This window comes from Pseudomonas sp. PS01303, assembly GCF_029959385.1.
Classification (GTDB): domain Bacteria; phylum Pseudomonadota; class Gammaproteobacteria; order Pseudomonadales; family Pseudomonadaceae; genus Aquipseudomonas; species Aquipseudomonas rustica.
In genome coordinates, this window is record NZ_JASCPK010000020.1 from 44,953 (window position 1) to 62,015 (window position 17,063).

Consider the following 17,063-nt stretch of genomic DNA (forward strand, 5'->3'; position numbering starts at 1 on the left):
TGTTTTTAAACCTTTCGCTTGTCAGCGTGGTCTCTGGAAGAACCCCTCCAGAGCGCGCGCAGCCGGCATGGCGAAATCTCTCGACCTCGCAAAAATCTGGTTCAGCGCCCGCGACTGGAAGCCCTTCGCCTTTCAGAAACAGGTGTGGGCGGCCGTCAAAAACGGCGAATCCGGTCTGCTCCACGCCAGCACCGGCGCCGGTAAGACCTATGCCGTGTGGTTCGCCGCCCTCAATCGATTCGCCAAAACCCTTCCCGTCGATGCTCCACTACGCAAACGCAAACAACCTGCCGAACCACTGACCGTGTTGTGGATCACACCGATGCGGGCACTTGCCGCCGACACCGCGCGCGCCCTGCAAACACCCGTCGATGATCTGCAAATCCCGTGGAGCATCGGCCTGCGCACCGGTGACACCAGCAGCAGCGAACGTGCGCGGCAGGGTCGACGTTTGCCAACCACGCTGATCACCACGCCGGAAAGCCTGACCCTGCTACTGGCCCGTGCCGACGCACAGACCGCGCTCGCTTCGCTAAAGATGATCGTCGTCGATGAATGGCACGAATTACTTGGCAACAAACGCGGCGTGCAACTGCAATTGGCGCTCGCTCGTTTGCGCCGCTGGCAGCCTGATCTGATCGTATGGGGGGTGTCCGCCACGCTCGGTAATCAATCCCACGCCGAACACGTGCTGATCCCACAGGGCAGCGGCGTGAGTATTCAGGGACAAAGCGAAAAAACGCTGAAGGTCGACACCCTGATCCCACCGTCCATTGAGCGTTTTCCGTGGGCCGGGCACATCGGTCTGAAGATGCTCCCGCAAGTCGTCGCCGAGCTCGATGCCTGCGCCAGTACGCTGGTGTTCACCAACACCCGGGCGCAATCTGAAATCTGGTATCAGGCATTACTGGAAGCGCGGCCGGACTGGGCCGGGTTGATTGCGTTGCATCACAGTTCACTGTCTCGCGACACCCGTGACTGGGTCGAAAAAGCCTTGAAGGATGGTTTGTTGAAAGCGGTGGTCTGCACGTCGAGTCTGGATCTCGGTGTGGATTTTTTACCGGTCGAACGCGTGCTGCAAATCGGCTCGGCCAAAGGCGTTGCGCGTTTAATGCAGCGTGCCGGACGCTCCGGTCACGCACCGGGACGCACCTCGCGGGTGACGCTGGTGCCGACCCACAGTCTTGAACTGATCGAAGCCGCTGCCGCGCGCGACGCCGTCGAACAACGGCGCATCGAACCGCGCCTGTCGCCGCATCAATCGCTGGACGTGCTAGTACAGCATCTGGTCAGCATGGCGCTGGGTGGCGGATTTTTACCGGATGAGCTGTACGAAGAAGTCCGCACCGCCTGGGCTTATCGCGACCTGACGCCTGCGGATTGGGCGTGGGCGCTGGCTTTCGTACGCCATGGCGGGATGTCTCTGACAGCCTATCCGGATTATCGCCGGGTCGAACCGGATGAGCACGGCGTGTGGCGCGTGCCCGATGCGCGATTGGCGCGGCGGCATCGCATGAGCGTCGGCACCATTGTCAGCGATGCGAGCATCAACCTGAAATTCTGGAGCAAGGGCGGCGGTGGCAAGCAGCTCGGCAGCGTCGAGGAAGGCTTTATCGCCCGACTGAAACCCGGTGATGGGTTTCTGTTTGCCGGGCGTTTGCTGGAATTGGTGCGGGTGGAAAACATGACGGCGTACGTCAAACGCAGCACCGTGAAAAAAGCGGCAGTGCCACGCTGGAATGGCGGGCGGATGCCGCTCTCCAATGAACTCGCGCAAGCGGTGGTTGCACGGTTTAGTGCGGCCGCCGAAGGTGAATTCGTCGGCCCGGAAATGCAGGCGCTGCGCCCGCTGCTGGAGACTCAGGCCCGCTGGTCAGGCTTGCCGACGGTTAATAATCTGCTGGCGGAGGTACTGAAATCCCGCGAGGGCTGGCACCTTTTCCTCTATCCGTTCGCCGGTCGCCAGGTGCATCTGGGGCTGGCGAGCCTGTTGGCGTGGCGCGTCAGCCAGCGCCAACCGGTGACCTTTTCCATCGCGGTGAATGATTACGGGCTGGAACTGCTCAGTGCCACGCCGGTGGATTGGTCGCAGCACCTCAACGCTGAATTGCTCGACCCTGCGGATCTTTTGGCTGATGTGCTCGCCAGTCTCAATGCCGGTGAATTGGCCTTGCGCCGTTTCCGGGAAATCGCCCGAATCGCCGGGTTGGTATTCGCCGGCTATCCCGGCGCGCCGAAAAGTACCCGGCAGGTACAGGCTTCGAGCGGATTGTTTTTTCAAGTGTTCAAACAATATGACGCCGACAACCTGTTGCTCGCCCAGGCCGGGGAAGAAGTCCTACGCGAAGAACTGGATATTCGCCGGTTGGAACAGACACTGGAGCGGATCAACGGGATGAAACTCGATGTGCATCAGATCAAACGTCCTACGCCGCTCGGGTTCCCGCTGCTGGTGGAACGCATGCGCGAAAGCATGAGCTCGGAAAAACTCGCTGACCGGATCAGGCGCATGGTCGGTGATCTGGAGAAGTCTGCCGACAACGGTAAATCGTCATGAACGCGGCGTATCCCGTGCGTTTGGCCGGCGAGGAGTTGTGGTTACTTCCGGAAAAGGCGCTCTACTGGCCAGCGCAAGAGGCGTTGTTGATCGCCGATGTGCATTTTGGCAAGGCAGCGGCCTATCGCAGCCTCGGACAACCAGTGCCGCAGGGTACGACGGCGAGCAACATTGCGGTGATCGACCAGTTGTTGGCCGTGCTGCCGTGTCGGCAACTGATCTTTCTGGGGGATTTCCTGCACGGGCCGGGCTCGCATGCGGTCGGTACGCTGAATGCGCTGGCGCAATGGCGTGAGCGTCATGCGGATCTGCCGATGACGTTGATTCGCGGCAATCACGACAAACGCGCGGGGGATCCACCGGCGTCGCTGAACATTCGCGTGGTGCCGGAGCCGCTGCTCTTAGGGCCGTTTGCGCTTCAGCACGAGCCTGATCCGCACCCGGAGCGGCATGTATTGGCCGGCCACGTCCACCCGGTTTACCGGTTGTTTGGCAAAGGGCGGCAAAGTTTACGATTAGCCTGTTTCAGACTGGGCGAGCGAATCAGCCTGCTACCGGCATTCGGAGCGTTTACCGGCGGCTATCCGGTTGAAAAAGATGAGCAATGCCGAATCTTTGTCACCGGCGACAACGAAATCTGGCCCATCAACTAATCACACCCCGCCCTTGTAGGAGCAGAGCTTGCTCGCGAAAGCGTTCGTCCAATCAAAATCGATGAATCAGACAAATCGCTTCGCGAGCAAGCTCTGCTCCTACAAAAGCAGGTAATTAATCAGGCAACTGGCGCCGGTGGTGGCTCGTCCGGAAGCGTTGGCTCGCCCGGCTCGGTCGGTTGCTCATTGGGGGTATCTGGATCAGGCTGACCAGGAATTCCGCCGGCCATGTTGATAGGCGGGTGTGCCAACAAGGACCAGGCCAATACGCCAATCTGATTGGGCTCAAGCCTTGCCAGTTCGGCAGTGATATGCGGATCGATCTTCATAAAGCACTCCTCGGCGAAGGCCCGCATTTGCTGAAACAAAAACGGGCAGTACACCCCATAGAGTGTCTGCCCGCCAAAGAATTCCCGGCATCCGCCGGATGGACGAATCAGGTACGTGGCAGCGTTACGCCACGTTGGCCCTGGTACTTGCCGCCGCGATCCTTGTAGGAAACTTCACACTCTTCATCGGATTCGAGGAAGAGCATCTGTGCCACGCCTTCGTTGGCGTAGATTTTCGCCGGCAGGTTGGTGGTGTTGGAGAATTCCAGCGTCACGTGACCTTCCCACTCAGGCTCGAGCGGCGTCACGTTAACGATGATGCCGCAGCGTGCGTAGGTGCTTTTACCCAGGCAGATGGTCAATACGTTGCGCGGAATGCGGAAGTATTCAACGGTGCTGGCCAGGGCGAAGGAGTTCGGCGGAATAATGCAGACATCACTGTGGACGTCGACGAAGCTGCCCGGATCGAAGTTTTTTGGATCGACGATCGACGAGTTGATGTTGGTGAACACCTTGAAATGATTGGTGCAGCGCACATCGTAGCCGTAGCTCGAGACACCGTAGGAGATGACCCGGCTCTCGTCGCTGCCGCGCACCTGGCGCTCGACGAAAGGTTCGATCATGCCGTGTTCCTGCGCCATGCGGCGAATCCACTTGTCCGATTTGATGCTCATGGCGGGCTGTCCTGAATAGCGAGGTGGAAAAATTCTGTCCGGCATCTTACCGGGCGCGCCGCCCTCTTCAAAGTGCGCGCTGCAATTCTCGCCGAACACCCCGTATTTACGCGCGCTGGCGACGAACTGTCACACCGCTGGTCCCTAAATCTTAGAAACCTTCGCAAGAAGCATTGGCACGTTCCGGAAAAAGGGTTAAGGTGGCGCCACTGTGCTGCTTGTGTCACTGAGAATCTCTACACGATATGTTGAATTTCGATCCAACCATCTACAAGAATTTTTCCTGCTCTTTGCACTCAGTCTCGGCCAGGGTTCTTCCTGTGTCGCAGTTATCTTTGTTCAAGGAGTTACACCATGTCTAATCGCCAAACCGGTACCGTTAAGTGGTTCAACGATGAAAAAGGCTTCGGCTTCATCACTCCACAATCCGGTGACGACCTGTTCGTTCACTTCAAAGCTATCCAATCCGACGGCTTCAAAAGCCTGAAAGAAGGCCAACAGGTTTCTTTCATCGCTACCCGCGGTCAGAAAGGCATGCAAGCTGAGGAAGTACAAGTTATCTAACTTGTAGCTTCTTTAGAAAAGAGCCCCGCCCTTAAAAGCGGGGCTTTTTTGTGGGCGTCTGTTTTTCAGGCGCAAAAAAAATCGCGGCCTTCAGCCCCACACAATCCGTGCAGGAGCTGCCGAAGGCTGCGATCTTTTGCTTTAAACGTTACCAGGCCACGCCAAACCCAGCGGTATAACGGGTCTTGCTCAAATCCGCATCATCGGTACCACTGATAATGTCGCGCTCAGCTTTCAAATTCAGAGACGCCCATTCAGTAACCTTGTAGCGCAGCCCCATCTCGGCATCCAGCGCGTAATCCGCGACACCCGACAATGGCTTGCCAAACTCTCCGTTGGTGAAGAACTCGACCTTCTTGCCGATCAGGTAACGGTTGTAATCCCACTTCATCGCGACCGAATAGAAGTTGTCCTTGCCGCCATCGCTGTATTCGTAATCGGTACGGTTGAGCAGCGAACCGAGCGAGAACGCGCCCAACTCGTCATCCCAGAACTGGTAACCCGGACCGGTACCGACCACGCGCTGGCGCGAAAGGTCTTCAACATGGTCGCGCTTGTAATTCAGGCGCCCCTGCCAGAACCACTTATCGGTCAGGAAGCGGTCGAGGGAGTATTCGGCGCGCCAGTTGTTGGTGGTGACTTCGTCGTCCTGCACTTCGCGGTTGTACTCGCCCTCGGCGGTGTGACGCCAGCGACCGTGACGCGCGGAGGTTTTGAAATCGATGTCGTAATCGTCGGTGTCTTTTTCCGCGCGCTGATAATCCATTGCCAGGTCGACATTGCCCTTCCACACCAGATCCTCGACCACCGGTTTCGGCTTGAGAATCTGCTGAATGCTCGCCAGCTCGACAGTTTTTGGCGCCTCGCCGTTGGCCAGGGTGACCTTGCCGTCTTCCGCTGCGGTCAGCGACTTGGAGACTTCGCCGGTGTAGGCATCCTGTTTGACCAACAGGTGCTGATCGCTCTCAAGGGTCTTGACCTCTTTCCAGTCGATCGTGACTGCTCCGGCGTACTTGGTCTGAATCAACAGTTTGCCGCCGTCGAACAGGGAAATGGTGCCGCTCAACTTGTCACCGTTCTTCAACCAGACGGTGTCGGCAAGCAGGGGCGTGGACGCACTGAAAACAGCAAGGCACAGCAAGGTTCTGGACAACATAAGCGAATCGAGGGCTCAAGTTTGCGAAAAAAGGTGGGCATTATCCGTAGGAATAAGACCCTGACAAGGACTGACCGGACTATTTCTATTGAGTTCATTTCTCAACTGCACGACGAGGGATTACGCTTAGGGCCTCGATACGATCAAGTTCAGGAACTCCGTACGTGAAAGACCCGAACCTCGAAGGGGACAGCGAAGCGCAAATCCGACGCACGGCGCTCTACTCGACACTCGCCCAAGTGCCCGAAGGCAAAGTCGTCAGCTATGGTCAGTTAGCCGAACTGGCCGGGTTGGGGCGCGCCGCCCGCTGGGTCGGCCGCGTATTGAGTCAGTTGCCTGGTGATACCAAACTGCCCTGGCACCGTGTATTGGGCGCCGGCGGTCGTATCAGTTTGCCGGTGGGCAGCCCGTCGGGCGATGAACAACGGGCGCGTTTGCGCGTGGAAGGCATCACCGTCCAGAATAATCGTGTGGATATTCAGCGCCATGGCTGGCGTCCGGTAGAGCACAGCGGTTAGAGTGCGCGCTTTGTTTTCGCAATCTTGAGGCAGACTTCAGCCCATGCCCCGTAAAACCTGGCGCGCCGCGCTAGCTGCTTATGCCAGTCCTTCGACGCTCGTGCTGTTGTTGCTCGGTTTCGCCGCCGGCCTGCCGTACATGCTGGTGTTTTCAACGCTTTCCGTCTGGCTACGTGAAGCGGGCGTAGCCCGTGAAACGATTGGCTACGCAAGCCTCATCGGCCTGGCCTATGCGTTCAAATGGGTCTGGTCACCGCTGCTCGACCAATGGCGCCTGCCGTTGCTCGGCAAGCTTGGCCGACGCCGCTCCTGGCTGGTGCTCTCACAAGTCCTGGTGATCCTTGGCCTGATCGGCATGGGTTTCTGTGATCCGCAGAAGCACCTGTCCTGGTTGATCGCGATTGCCGTGGTCGTCGCCTTCGCTTCCGCTACCCAAGACATTGCGGTCGACGCCTATCGACTGGAAATCGCCGACGACAATCGTCAGGCTGCACTCGCCGCCAGCTACATGTCCGGCTACCGTGTCGCCGCACTGCTCGCCACCGCTGGCGCATTGTTTTTTGCCGAAGGTTTCGGTTCTACCGGTTTCAACTACAAGCACTCGGCGTGGACCGGCACTTATGTGTTGTTCGGCGCGTTGATGATCCCTGCCCTGCTCACTACGCTGTTCATGCGCGAACCGCCGGTGCCGCTGCGCACGCAATTGCAGGCCGGGCGCTATACGTTCATGCATCAATTGATGTCGGTGTTCGTGCTGATCGTCTTGCTCGTGTCGGTGCCGGCGATGTTCACCCAGCTGTACAACACCGATTTCGCCAGCGTGCTGTTCGGCAGCATGAGCCCGCTCGATCTGCTGCTCGAAGACCGCGCCTTCCTGCGCGCCATCCTCTATACGCTGCTGACCGGTCTGTGCCTGTCGACCATGGGTCGCCGTGGCCTGGCGCCGGTGCTGACGCCGGTCAACGACTTCATCCTGCGTTATCGCTGGCAGGCACTGCTGTTGCTCGGTTTGATCGCGACCTACCGGATGTCGGACACGGTCATGGGCGTAATGGCCAACGTGTTCTACATCGATCAGGGCTTCACCAAGGATCAGATCGCCAGTGTCAGCAAGATTTTCGGCCTGATCATGACCCTCGTCGGCGCCGGCATGGGCGGCTTGCTGATCGTGCGTTTCGGCATCCTGCCGATTCTGCTGATCGGCGGTGCCGCCTCGGCAGGCACCAACCTGCTGTTCCTGATGCTCGCCGACATGGGCCCGAACCTGAAGATGCTGGTGGTGACCATTTCCCTCGACAACTTCAGTTCGGGTCTGGCGACATCGGCGTTTGTCGCCTACCTGTCGAGCCTGACCAACCTGAAGTTCTCCGCGACGCAATACGCCCTGCTCAGCTCGATCATGCTCCTGCTGCCGCGCCTGATCGGCGGCTATTCCGGGGTAATGGTGGAGAAGTTCGGTTACCACAACTTCTTCCTGATCACCGCGTTGCTCGGTGTGCCGACGCTGGTGCTGATCGCTCTGCACTGGTTCCAGGAAAGTCGCCGCGAAGGCCCGACACCCACGCCCGAGCCCGTCCCGACGCCCGTCGCGGAAGAGTCGTAAGACATTTCGTCAATGGCGGGAGGAATCCCGCCGTTGAACTCCTCCACCGGCCACACGCCTGTACGTCAGCAAAAGTCGCCGGTACACTGCTCCGTCATTTCCAGTCATAGCAACCGACAACGGCCAACCATGCGCACCAGTCAATTTTTGCTCGCCACACAGAAAGAAACGCCTTCCGACGCGGTCGTGATCAGCCACCAGCTGATGCTGCGCGCCGGCATGATCCGCAAACTCGCCTCGGGCCTGTACACCTGGCTGCCGATGGGCTTGCGAGTGATGCGCAAGGTTGAAGCCATCGTTCGTGAAGAAATGAACGCTGCCGGCTCTCTGGAAGTGTTGATGCCGAGCACCCAACCGGCCGAGCTGTGGCAGGAATCGGGGCGCTGGGAAGAATACGGCCCTGAGCTGCTGCGCATCAAAGACCGCCACGGTCGTGATTTCTGCGCGGGCCCGACCCACGAAGAAGTGATCACCGATCTGATGCGCAACGAGTTGAGCAGCTACAAACAGCTGCCAATCAACCTGTACCAGATCCAGACCAAATTCCGTGACGAGATCCGTCCACGCTTCGGTTTGATGCGTGGCCGCGAATTCATCATGAAGGACTCCTACTCCTTCCACGCGGATCAGGCATCGCTGCAGATTACCTACGACCGCATGCATGAAGCCTACTGCAACATCTTCACGCGTCTGGGTCTGAAATTCCGTCCGGTGGAAGCCGACAACGGTTCGATCGGTGGTGCTGGTTCTCACGAATTCCACGTACTGGCCGAGTCCGGCGAAGACGACATCGTTTTCAGCAACGGTTCCGACTACGCAGCGAACATCGAAAAAGCCGAAGCCGTGCCGCGCGAAACCTCGCGCGCCGCTGCGACTGAAGAACTTCGCCTGGTCGATACGCCTGACACCAAAACCATCGCGGCGCTGGTGGAGAAATTCAATCTGCCGATTGAAAAGACCATCAAGACCCTGATCGTGCGCGCCGAAGAAGAAGGCAAGCTGATCGCGCTGGTGATCCGTGGCGACCACGAACTCAACGAAATCAAGGCAGCCCAGCAAGCTGGCGTGGCCAATCCGCTGGTCATGGCCACCGATGCCGAACTGCGTGACGCCATTGGCGCCGGCGCCGGTTCGCTCGGCCCGCTGAACCTGCCGCTGCCAATCATCATCGACCGCTCGGTCGAACTGATGAGCGACTTCGGCATCGGCGCGAACATCGACGACAAGCACTACTTCGGCGTGAACTGGGAGCGCGATCTGCCGGTTCCGACCGTGGCTGACCTGCGTAACGTGGTCGCCGGCGACCCAAGCCCGGACGGCAAAGGCACGCTGGAAATCAAACGCGGCATCGAAGTCGGGCACATCTTCCAGCTGGGCAACAAGTACAGCAAAGCGATGAAGTGCGAAGTGCTGGGCGAAAACGGCAAGCCAGTCACGCTGGAAATGGGTTGCTACGGCATCGGCGTTTCCCGCGTGGTGGCGGCAGCCATCGAGCAGAACAACGACGCCAACGGCATCATCTGGAGCGACACCCTGGCGCCGTTCCAGATCGCGCTGGTACCGCTGCGTTATGAAACCGAGCAGGTGCGCGAAGCCACCGACAAGCTGTACGCCGAACTGACGGCGGCCGGCTTCGAAGTGCTGCTGGATGATCGCGACAAGAAAACCAGCCCGGGCATCAAGTTCGCGGACATGGAGCTGATCGGCATTCCTCACCGGATCGTGGTCAGTGACCGCGGCCTCGCCGAAGGTAACCTGGAATACAAGAGTCGTACCGAAGGCGAAGCGCAAGCACTGCCGGTCGCCGACGTACTGTCCTTCCTTCAGGCCCGTATCCGCCGCTGAAACCAGATAGAGACGTCATGTTCAAGCGAAACACCTTAGGCCTCGGTGGCACCGCCCTGTGCGGTGCCCTGCTGGTCAGCGGCTGTGCCAATCACATGTCACAGCGCAGCGAGCACGAAGAGCGGGTCGAGCGTAAGTTGCTCGACCACAGCCTGCAGATTGATGTCGGCGAGCCTAAGGAGCTTGAGCTGCCGCAGCGACGCGTGAAGATCAACGAACAGAAGACTTTTGAAGTCACCGAGTTCGAAGTGACACGTCGTTACGATCGCTACACGCCTTACCAGCCTTGGCGCGAGGTCTACGAGATTCCGCTGGGCGTGGTGGCGGTGGTCGGTGGTGTCGGCGCCAACGTGGTCAACGTGTTTGCCCTCGGCAATCTGCCGGACAGCGTCACCAAGGATTGGCTGAGTTACGGTTTTGCCGGGCTCAACCCGTTCATGAACGTGCAGTCCAACGGCCGTGCGCAGCAGAACCTGGCCGGTATCGATGAAGTCCAGCGCGACAAGCGCACGGAGTATTCGAGCCTGCCGTGGAGCGAGCGGCCGGTGCAGGTCAAGGCTGGCAAACAGACCTTCGACATGACCACCGACCGCAACGGCGTGCTGCGTGTGAACCTGCTCGACAGCCCATTCGCTGAGCATGACCTCAATTACGTCGGCAAACTGCAGATCAGTGTCGAGGACGCCAAGGATGACGTGCATTCCGACTCGTCCCTGGCGATCAGCAGCCACTTGCGTGGCAAGTTGCTCGAAGCGCACGGCTTGATTTACGACGATCTGGAAGACGACGAAGTGAGCCAGTGGGTACACCGGGTCAAACGCCTGTCGGAACTGGGTCTGGAAGAAGAAGCCAGCGAACTGGAACAAAGCCTGATCGAATTGACGCGCAACGATCCTGAGTTGCAGACTGAGTTTCTCAAGTCGCTGACCAAGGATGCGGGGCGGTTGGTGGCTGATCCGGGGCCGAATTAAAAGCTGAAAGCTTCGCGAGCAAGCCCGCTCCCACATTGGTTTTGTGTACGACACAGATCCATTGTGGGAGCGGGCTTGCTCGCGAAGGCTGACTGACAAACACCGCAAATCTACCGCTCAAACAACTCCATCTGCTCAAACCCACCGCGCAAATCCTCCAGCCTCACCCCAACCCCCAACAACCGCACCGGTTTCCCGCCGCGATTGAACGCCTGCGTCAGCATCAGCTGATAACTGCCCAAGTCCCGCCCTGCCCCGGCCTGTTCCAGCGTTGTCTGGGTAAAGTCATGAAACTTCACTTTGACGAACGGCTTACCCGGTCGATAACTGCTGTCGATCCGTGCCATGCGGGTTTTCAGGGTTTCCAGCAGCTCCGGCAACTTGTCGAGGCAACTGCGCAGATCCGGCAGATCAACGTCGTAGGTATTTTCCACGCTGATTGACTGACGCCGACTGTCGTTGTGCACCAGACGATCATCAATCCCACGCGCCAGGCTCCACATTCGCTCGCCGAAACTGCCGAATTCGCGCACCAGCGCCAACTTGTCCCACTCGCGCAATTGCGAGCAGTCGACGATGCCGAGCCTGCCCAGTTTGTCGGCGGTGACCTTGCCGACACCGTGCAGCTTGCTCACCGGCAAACCACTGACAAAGTCCTCGACCTGATCCGGGGTGATCACGAACAAACCATTGGGTTTTTTCCAGTCGCTGGCGATCTTCGCCAGAAACTTGTTCGGCGCCACGCCCGCCGACACGGTGATATGCAACTGATTGGAGACGCGTCGACGGATGTCTTGAGCAATACGCGTGGCGCTGCCGCCGAAATGCGCACTGTCCGAGACATCCAGATATGCCTCATCCAGCGACAGCGGTTCGATCAGGTCGGTGTAATCGCTGAAAATCACATGAATTTCTTTTGAGGCTTCGCGATAGGCGTCCATGCGCGGTTTGACGATGGTCAGATCCGGGCACAGCTTCAAGGCATGCCCCGAGGACATCGCCGAGCGCACGCCATAGGCCCGCGCCTCGTAGTTGCAGGTGGCGATGACACCGCGCCGATCCGCAGAACCGCCTACCGCCAAAGGCTTGCCGGCGAGGTTCGGGTCATCACGCATCTCGATGGCGGCGTAGAAACAGTCACAGTCGACGTGGATGATTTTTCGCTGAGTCATGACAGAAAAGGAAACATGGCGAGCCGGATCGGCAGTATCTCACTGACACCTGTATATAGCACCAGTGGTAAGAATGTTCTTTTCCACGCGTAGGAAAAGGCCGATGAATTTATTTTCTCAATCGAAAGAAGCCCTTCGATAGAGCTGAAACCCTTGTGCCACCTGCCCTGCATGCCTTTTCAGGCACTGCAAAAAGCGCTAACCGATTGAACCTCAACAGATTTTATCCAGATTGCGGGTTGACACCCCGGCGATCCTCTGTAGAATGCCGACACACAGACGCGGGATGGAGCAGTCTGGTAGCTCGTCGGGCTCATAACCCGAAGGTCGTCGGTTCAAATCCGGCTCCCGCAACCAAACATCAAAAAAGGCTACTCGAAAGAGTGGCCTTTTTTGTGCGTGTCTGTTTTGCAGATTTCTTCTACTTATAAGGAAGCGATCGCCAAACAGGAATTCGTTGCATTTCCGAAACTTAGGCGCGACCTGCGACCGTTTGACGCGATCTCACACTTATTTGACCCTTTACGGGATTAGCGGTTGACACCCCGTCGTTCCTCTGTAGAATGCCGCCACACAGACGCGGGATGGAGCAGTCTGGTAGCTCGTCGGGCTCATAACCCGAAGGTCGTCGGTTCAAATCCGGCTCCCGCAACCAAACATCAAAAAAGGCTACTCGAAAGAGTGGCCTTTTTTGTATCTGTTGAAAAAGTCCTTTCGCAACAATGATCTGTCACTGTGCAGTGAACGCTTGGGATCTTCAGACTCGCCAACTTGCGGCTATGCTTGTGTCGCAGGCACGACGTCTGCAATCCAGGAACTGCCCTCGCCGATACCCGGTGAGAGGCGTAGTATTTTGTGATTATTTTTTTCTACAGGGATTGGTAACTTGGCTGGATACCTCCATCCTGTCGCGCACAATCCAAGAGGTGATTGATGCGCGCCAACTCGTCTGATCCACAAGACACCGTCACAGCGGAACATCCGATCAAGCCAGAGCGTTTGCGCTTGCTGGATCGTTTGAGCAAATACCGTCAGCCAATTGGTCTGGCCGTTACGTTGCTGCTGTTCGCCATTGCGCTGATTGCCTGTCGCCATCTATTGGCCGAGCTTGATCTCGACGCTCTGCACGACTCGATTCTCGAGGTACCGAAACCCGCCCTGCTCGGCGCTTTCGGTGCGACGGTGGTCGGCTTCATTATTCTGCTCGGCTATGAATGGTCGGCCAGCCGCTATGCCGGCGTGACCTTGCCGCCGCGTACTCTGGCGATGGGCGGGTTCACCGCGTTTGCGATTGGCAACGCCATTGGCCTGTCGCTGCTGTCCGGCGGCTCGGTTCGCTATCGTTTATATGCACGGCATGGTCTGGGGGCGGCGGAAGTCGCGCACATGACCCTGTTCGCTAGCCTGTCGCTGGGTTGCGCGCTGCCGCCACTGGCTGCGCTGGCGACGCTGAGTGACCTGCCCGCTGCCTCTGCGGCACTCGGCCTGTCCGAAGGCTTGCTCGGCACAGTTGCCGCTGTCGTGCTGTTGCTTGGCGCGGTATTGGCTATCGGCATCTATCGTCGGCGTCTGCCGGAACAACCACTGCGTGACAACCTGCTGGTTCGGGTCGGTCGCCGCACCTTGCGCCTGCCGGGTCGCCGTCTGACCTTTCTGCAACTGATCATCACCGCACTCGACGTGGCTGCCGCCGCGACCGTGCTGTATCTGCTGCTGCCCGAAGCGCCACCGTTTGGCGCGTTCCTGCTGGTGTATCTGCTCGCCCTTGCCGCTGGCGTGCTCAGCCATGTGCCGGGCGGCGTTGGCGTGTTCGAAGCGATTCTGCTGGCAGCGTTTGCCGACAAACTCGGCGCCGCACCACTGGCCGCAGCCCTGCTGCTGTATCGCCTGATCTACGTAGTGCTGCCGTTGCTGGTGGCCTGCGTGGTGCTACTGATCAACGAAGGTCAGCGCCTGTTTCAATCGCAAACAATGCGCGCTGCCTCGGGCCTGGCCGCGCCGATCCTTGCGGTGCTGGTGTTCTTATCGGGTGTGGTGCTGCTGTTTTCTGGCGCCACTCCTGAAATCGACACGCGTCTTGAGCACATTGGTTTTCTGATTCCGCATCGTTTGGTCGACGCTTCGCACTTCGGCGCCAGCCTGATTGGCGTGTTGTGTCTGATGCTCGCCCAGGGTCTGCGCCGTCGCCTGTCGGCTGCATGGATGCTGACCACCATTCTGTTGCTGGTCGGCGCCCTGCTCTCGCTGCTTAAAGGCTTCGACTGGGAAGAAGCCACACTGATGACCCTCACCGCCGCGTTGCTGGGGGTTTTCCGTCGCTCGTTCTACCGCCCGAGCCGCCTGACCGAACTGCCTTTCTCGCCGCTGTATCTGGTCGCCAGCCTGTGCGTTCTCGGTGCATCGACCTGGCTGCTGCTGTTCGCCTATCAGGATGTGCCTTACAGCCATCAGCTGTGGTGGCAGTTCACCCTTGACGCTGATGCACCGCGTGGTTTGCGTTCGCTGCTTGGCGCTGCGGTGTTGCTGTTGGTAATTGCCTTGACCTGGCTGCTGCGCACTGCGCGCCCGGTGATTCACTTGCCGACGCCGGATGAGCTGGAGCGCGCCTCGAAGATTTTGATGGCCTCTTCGCAACCCGACGGCGGCCTCGCGCTGACCGGTGACAAGGCGCTGCTGTTCCACCCCAACGACGAGGCGTTTCTGATGTACGCCCGCCGTGGCCGCAGCCTGGTGGCGCTGTACGACCCGATCGGCCCCGGCCAGCAACGCGCAGAAATGATTTGGCAGTTCCGCGACCTCTGCGACATCTACCACGCGCGCCCGGTGTTCTATCAGGTTCGCGCCGAGAACCTGCCGTACTACATGGACATCGGCCTGACCGCGATCAAGCTCGGCGAAGAAGCCCGCGTCGATCTGCATCGCTTTGACCTGGAAGCCAAGGGCAAAGAGATGAAGGATCTGCGTTACACCTGGAACCGAGGCACCCGCGACGGTCTGTCGCTGGAGATCCACGAGCCGGGCCAGGCGCCGATGGATGAGCTGAAAGTGATTTCCGATGCCTGGCTGACCGGCAAGAACGTGCGCGAGAAAGGTTTCTCCCTCGGCCGTTTCAGCGACGAATACCTGAAGCATTTCCGCATCGCAGTGATTCGCTTCGAAGGCCGCCCGGTGGCGTTCGCCAACCTGCTTGAGACGTTCAGCCATGATCTGGCCAGTCTCGACCTGATGCGCGCGCACCCGGATGCGCCGAAGCTGACCATGGAATTCATGATGGTCGGCCTGATTCAACATTATAAGAGTCACGGATACGCGCGTTTCAGCCTGGGCATGGTGCCGTTGTCGGGGTTGCAACCCCGCCGTGGTGCACCGCTGACCCAGCGTCTGGGCTCGATGGTATTCCGCCGTGGTGAGCAGCTGTACAACTTCCAAGGCTTGCGCCGCTTCAAAGACAAGTTCCAGCCTGACTGGGAACCCCGTTATATGGCCGTGCCCGCCGGACTCGATCCGTTGGTGGCGCTGGCCGACACTGCTGCCCTGATCGCGGGCGGCTTGACTGGATTGGTGAAACGCTGATGATTCAACGCTCCCTGAAGTACATCCTGGCCGCACTGATTGTGCTGGCCGTGATTGCCGGCGGCGGTTACTGGTACCTCAAACGCCCGGCACCGGAACCGACCGTCGAACAACTGACCCCGGCCGATGGCGCCGCCATGACCCGCGTTATCCCGGGCACCAAGCCCAAGGCGCAGGTGCTGGTCGCGGTCAATGACGACCAGAAACTCTCTGAAAAACAACTGACCACCCTGAGCCGCAGCGCTTCGGCGCAGATCGTTCAGGTGATTCTGCCCAAGGATTGCCTGCTGCAAAGCCGCGCCTTGCAATCGGGTCTGCGTGAACTGAACGGCCCGGCCACGCTGGTCAGCGGCATTGGCCCAGGCGCTGTGCTGGCCTGGCGCTGGTTGTCGGAGCAGAAAGACGACAAGGCCCAGGCCATTTCCGTCGACCTGGCACTGGAAAAAGGTGGCTGCACGCACCTGCTGCCGAAATCCGCTGCCCATGGCCACTGGCTGGCAGCGTGGAACGACAACCCGGACGACGCCAGCGCAGGTTTCGTGCGCGATCAACCGAACGCCGAAACCAGCATCAGCGACTACGACATCAACCTGCCGCAAGTGCTGAACAACGAACTGCGCAAAATCCTTGTTGGCGGCGACAAGGCTAACGGTGGCCTGGCGATTCCGGTGGTTGAAGTGCCGGCCGGTCAGGCCAAAGACACTGTCACCCTGTTCCTCTCCGGTGACGGCGGCTGGCGCGACCTTGACCGCGATGTGGCCGGTGAAATGGCCAAGATCGGCTACCCGGTGGTCGGCATCGATACGCTGCGCTACTACTGGCAGCACAAGAGCCCGGAGCAAAGCGCACTGGATCTGAGCGAACTGATGCAGCACTACCGGCAGAAATGGGGCACCAAGCGATTCATCCTCACCGGTTATTCGTTCGGTGCAGACGTTCTGCCGGCAATCTACAACCGCCTGCCGGACACCGAGCAGCAACGCGTAGACGCCATCATCCTGCTCGCCTTCGCCCGCACCGGCAGCTTCGAAATCGAAGTCGAAGGCTGGCTCGGCAACGCCGGTAAAGAAGCCGCCACCGGCCCGGAAATGGCCAAACTGCCACCGGCCAAGGTGATCTGCATCTATGGCGAAGAAGAGGCGGATGAAAGTGGTTGCACCGACAAGACTGCAGTCGGTGAAGCAGTGAAACTGCCCGGCGGCCACCACTTCGACGAGAACTACCCGGCGCTGGCCAAGCGCTTGGTGGACTTGATCGAGAAGCGTCAGGCGGCGAGCCAGGTCGCGGAAGAGTGATCTGAAGCGTCCTTAAAAAAGCCCCCGCCATCTCACGATGGCGGGGACTTTTTACATTCAGAGGATCATCCCAATCCCCTGTAGGAGTGAGCCTGCTCGCGATAGCGGAGTGTCAGCCACCTATTTGCCAACTGACAGACCGCTATCGCGAGC

Annotated in this window: 13 protein-coding genes and 2 tRNA genes; 11 read left to right on the forward strand and 4 right to left on the reverse strand. The window is 59.2% G+C overall.

Annotated features, from left to right (window positions below; genetic code table 11):
• The first annotated feature begins 67 nt into the window (after positions 1 to 67).
• Together QMX93_RS09060 and pdeM are read left to right on the forward strand one after the other, a co-directional pair.
• The gene (locus QMX93_RS09060) at positions 68 to 2,557 is read left to right on the forward strand and encodes a ligase-associated DNA damage response DEXH box helicase (protein ID WP_282354829.1); all 2,490 of its coding nucleotides are present in this window, start codon (positions 68 to 70) and stop codon (positions 2,555 to 2,557) included.
• Positions 2,554 to 3,210 carry a ligase-associated DNA damage response endonuclease PdeM gene (gene pdeM, locus QMX93_RS09065; RefSeq protein ID WP_282354832.1) on the forward strand — a complete coding sequence of 219 codons (657 nt, stop codon included), beginning with the start codon at positions 2,554 to 2,556 and terminating at the stop codon, positions 3,208 to 3,210. The genes QMX93_RS09060 and pdeM overlap by 4 nt, the downstream gene beginning before the upstream one ends.
• Before the next feature lie 119 nt (positions 3,211 to 3,329).
• Here the strand turns inward: pdeM and QMX93_RS09070 are convergent, their stop codons facing one another.
• Positions 3,330 to 3,539 carry a hypothetical protein gene (locus tag QMX93_RS09070; protein ID WP_053117770.1) on the reverse strand — a complete coding sequence of 70 codons (210 nt, stop codon included), beginning with the start codon at positions 3,537 to 3,539 and terminating at the stop codon, positions 3,330 to 3,332.
• 107 nt (positions 3,540 to 3,646) lie between these two features.
• Complete coding sequence (gene dcd, locus QMX93_RS09075) at positions 3,647 to 4,213, reverse strand: dCTP deaminase (protein ID WP_053117768.1); 567 nt, start codon at positions 4,211 to 4,213, stop codon at positions 3,647 to 3,649.
• A 354-nt stretch (positions 4,214 to 4,567) separates the two neighbouring features.
• On the opposite strand from dcd, the gene QMX93_RS09080 reads away from it, so the two are divergent.
• Positions 4,568 to 4,777, forward strand: a complete 210-nt coding sequence (locus QMX93_RS09080; RefSeq protein WP_002554837.1) for a cold-shock protein — start codon at positions 4,568 to 4,570, stop codon at positions 4,775 to 4,777.
• 148 nt (positions 4,778 to 4,925) lie between these two features.
• On the opposite strand, the gene QMX93_RS09085 is transcribed toward QMX93_RS09080, so the two are convergent.
• Complete coding sequence (locus QMX93_RS09085) at positions 4,926 to 5,933, reverse strand: DUF481 domain-containing protein (protein WP_159815002.1); 1,008 nt, start codon at positions 5,931 to 5,933, stop codon at positions 4,926 to 4,928.
• 164 nt (positions 5,934 to 6,097) lie between these two features.
• On the opposite strand from QMX93_RS09085, the gene QMX93_RS09090 reads away from it, so the two are divergent.
• The 4 genes from QMX93_RS09090 (at position 6,098) to QMX93_RS09105 (ending at position 10,870) form a co-directional block, all read left to right on the forward strand.
• A complete protein-coding gene (locus QMX93_RS09090; protein WP_159815001.1) occupies positions 6,098 to 6,451 on the forward strand; it encodes an MGMT family protein in 354 nt (117 codons plus the stop codon).
• A 43-nt stretch (positions 6,452 to 6,494) separates the two neighbouring features.
• Positions 6,495 to 8,054, forward strand: a complete 1,560-nt coding sequence (locus QMX93_RS09095) for an AmpG family muropeptide MFS transporter (RefSeq protein ID WP_053117762.1) — start codon at positions 6,495 to 6,497, stop codon at positions 8,052 to 8,054.
• Between the two features lie 129 nt (positions 8,055 to 8,183).
• Entirely contained in the window at positions 8,184 to 9,899 is a 1,716-nt protein-coding gene (locus QMX93_RS09100) for a proline--tRNA ligase (RefSeq protein ID WP_053117760.1), read from the forward strand.
• 17 nt (positions 9,900 to 9,916) lie between these two features.
• Positions 9,917 to 10,870: a hypothetical protein gene (locus tag QMX93_RS09105; protein ID WP_008083883.1), complete on the forward strand. Its 954-nt coding sequence runs from the start codon at positions 9,917 to 9,919 to the stop codon at positions 10,868 to 10,870.
• A gap of 110 nt (positions 10,871 to 10,980) precedes the next feature.
• Here QMX93_RS09105 and dinB read toward each other — a convergent pair whose 3' ends face one another.
• Positions 10,981 to 12,042 carry a DNA polymerase IV gene (dinB, locus tag QMX93_RS09110; RefSeq protein ID WP_053117758.1) on the reverse strand — a complete coding sequence of 354 codons (1,062 nt, stop codon included), beginning with the start codon at positions 12,040 to 12,042 and terminating at the stop codon, positions 10,981 to 10,983.
• 280 nt (positions 12,043 to 12,322) lie between these two features.
• On the opposite strand from dinB, the gene QMX93_RS09115 reads away from it, so the two are divergent.
• The 4 genes from QMX93_RS09115 (at position 12,323) to QMX93_RS09130 (ending at position 16,910) form a co-directional block, all read left to right on the forward strand.
• Positions 12,323 to 12,399 (forward strand) — tRNA-Met (locus tag QMX93_RS09115).
• A gap of 221 nt (positions 12,400 to 12,620) precedes the next feature.
• A tRNA-Met gene (locus tag QMX93_RS09120) sits at positions 12,621 to 12,697 on the forward strand.
• A 278-nt stretch (positions 12,698 to 12,975) separates the two neighbouring features.
• Positions 12,976 to 15,615: a bifunctional lysylphosphatidylglycerol flippase/synthetase MprF gene (gene mprF / locus QMX93_RS09125; protein WP_053117756.1), complete on the forward strand. Its 2,640-nt coding sequence runs from the start codon at positions 12,976 to 12,978 to the stop codon at positions 15,613 to 15,615.
• Positions 15,615 to 16,910, forward strand: a complete 1,296-nt coding sequence (locus QMX93_RS09130) for an AcvB/VirJ family lysyl-phosphatidylglycerol hydrolase (protein WP_282354864.1) — start codon at positions 15,615 to 15,617, stop codon at positions 16,908 to 16,910. Before mprF ends, QMX93_RS09130 begins: the two co-directional genes overlap by 1 nt.
• Positions 16,911 to 17,063: the final 153 nt, after the last annotated feature.

Coding starts and splice junctions, on each gene's coding strand:
- QMX93_RS09060 (WP_282354829.1), top strand. CDS start 68: ATGGCGAAATCTCTCGACCTCGCAAAAATCTGGTTCAGCGCCCGCGAC.
- pdeM (WP_282354832.1), top strand. CDS start 2,554: ATGAACGCGGCGTATCCCGTGCGTTTGGCCGGCGAGGAGTTGTGGTTA.
- QMX93_RS09070 (WP_053117770.1), bottom strand. CDS start 3,539: ATGAAGATCGATCCGCATATCACTGCCGAACTGGCAAGGCTTGAGCCC.
- dcd (WP_053117768.1), bottom strand. CDS start 4,213: ATGAGCATCAAATCGGACAAGTGGATTCGCCGCATGGCGCAGGAACAC.
- QMX93_RS09080 (WP_002554837.1), top strand. CDS start 4,568: ATGTCTAATCGCCAAACCGGTACCGTTAAGTGGTTCAACGATGAAAAA.
- QMX93_RS09085 (WP_159815002.1), bottom strand. CDS start 5,933: ATGTTGTCCAGAACCTTGCTGTGCCTTGCTGTTTTCAGTGCGTCCACG.
- QMX93_RS09095 (WP_053117762.1), top strand. CDS start 6,495: ATGCCCCGTAAAACCTGGCGCGCCGCGCTAGCTGCTTATGCCAGTCCT.
- QMX93_RS09100 (WP_053117760.1), top strand. CDS start 8,184: ATGCGCACCAGTCAATTTTTGCTCGCCACACAGAAAGAAACGCCTTCC.
- QMX93_RS09105 (WP_008083883.1), top strand. CDS start 9,917: ATGTTCAAGCGAAACACCTTAGGCCTCGGTGGCACCGCCCTGTGCGGT.
- dinB (WP_053117758.1), bottom strand. CDS start 12,042: ATGACTCAGCGAAAAATCATCCACGTCGACTGTGACTGTTTCTACGCC.
- mprF (WP_053117756.1), top strand. CDS start 12,976: ATGCGCGCCAACTCGTCTGATCCACAAGACACCGTCACAGCGGAACAT.
- QMX93_RS09130 (WP_282354864.1), top strand. CDS start 15,615: ATGATTCAACGCTCCCTGAAGTACATCCTGGCCGCACTGATTGTGCTG.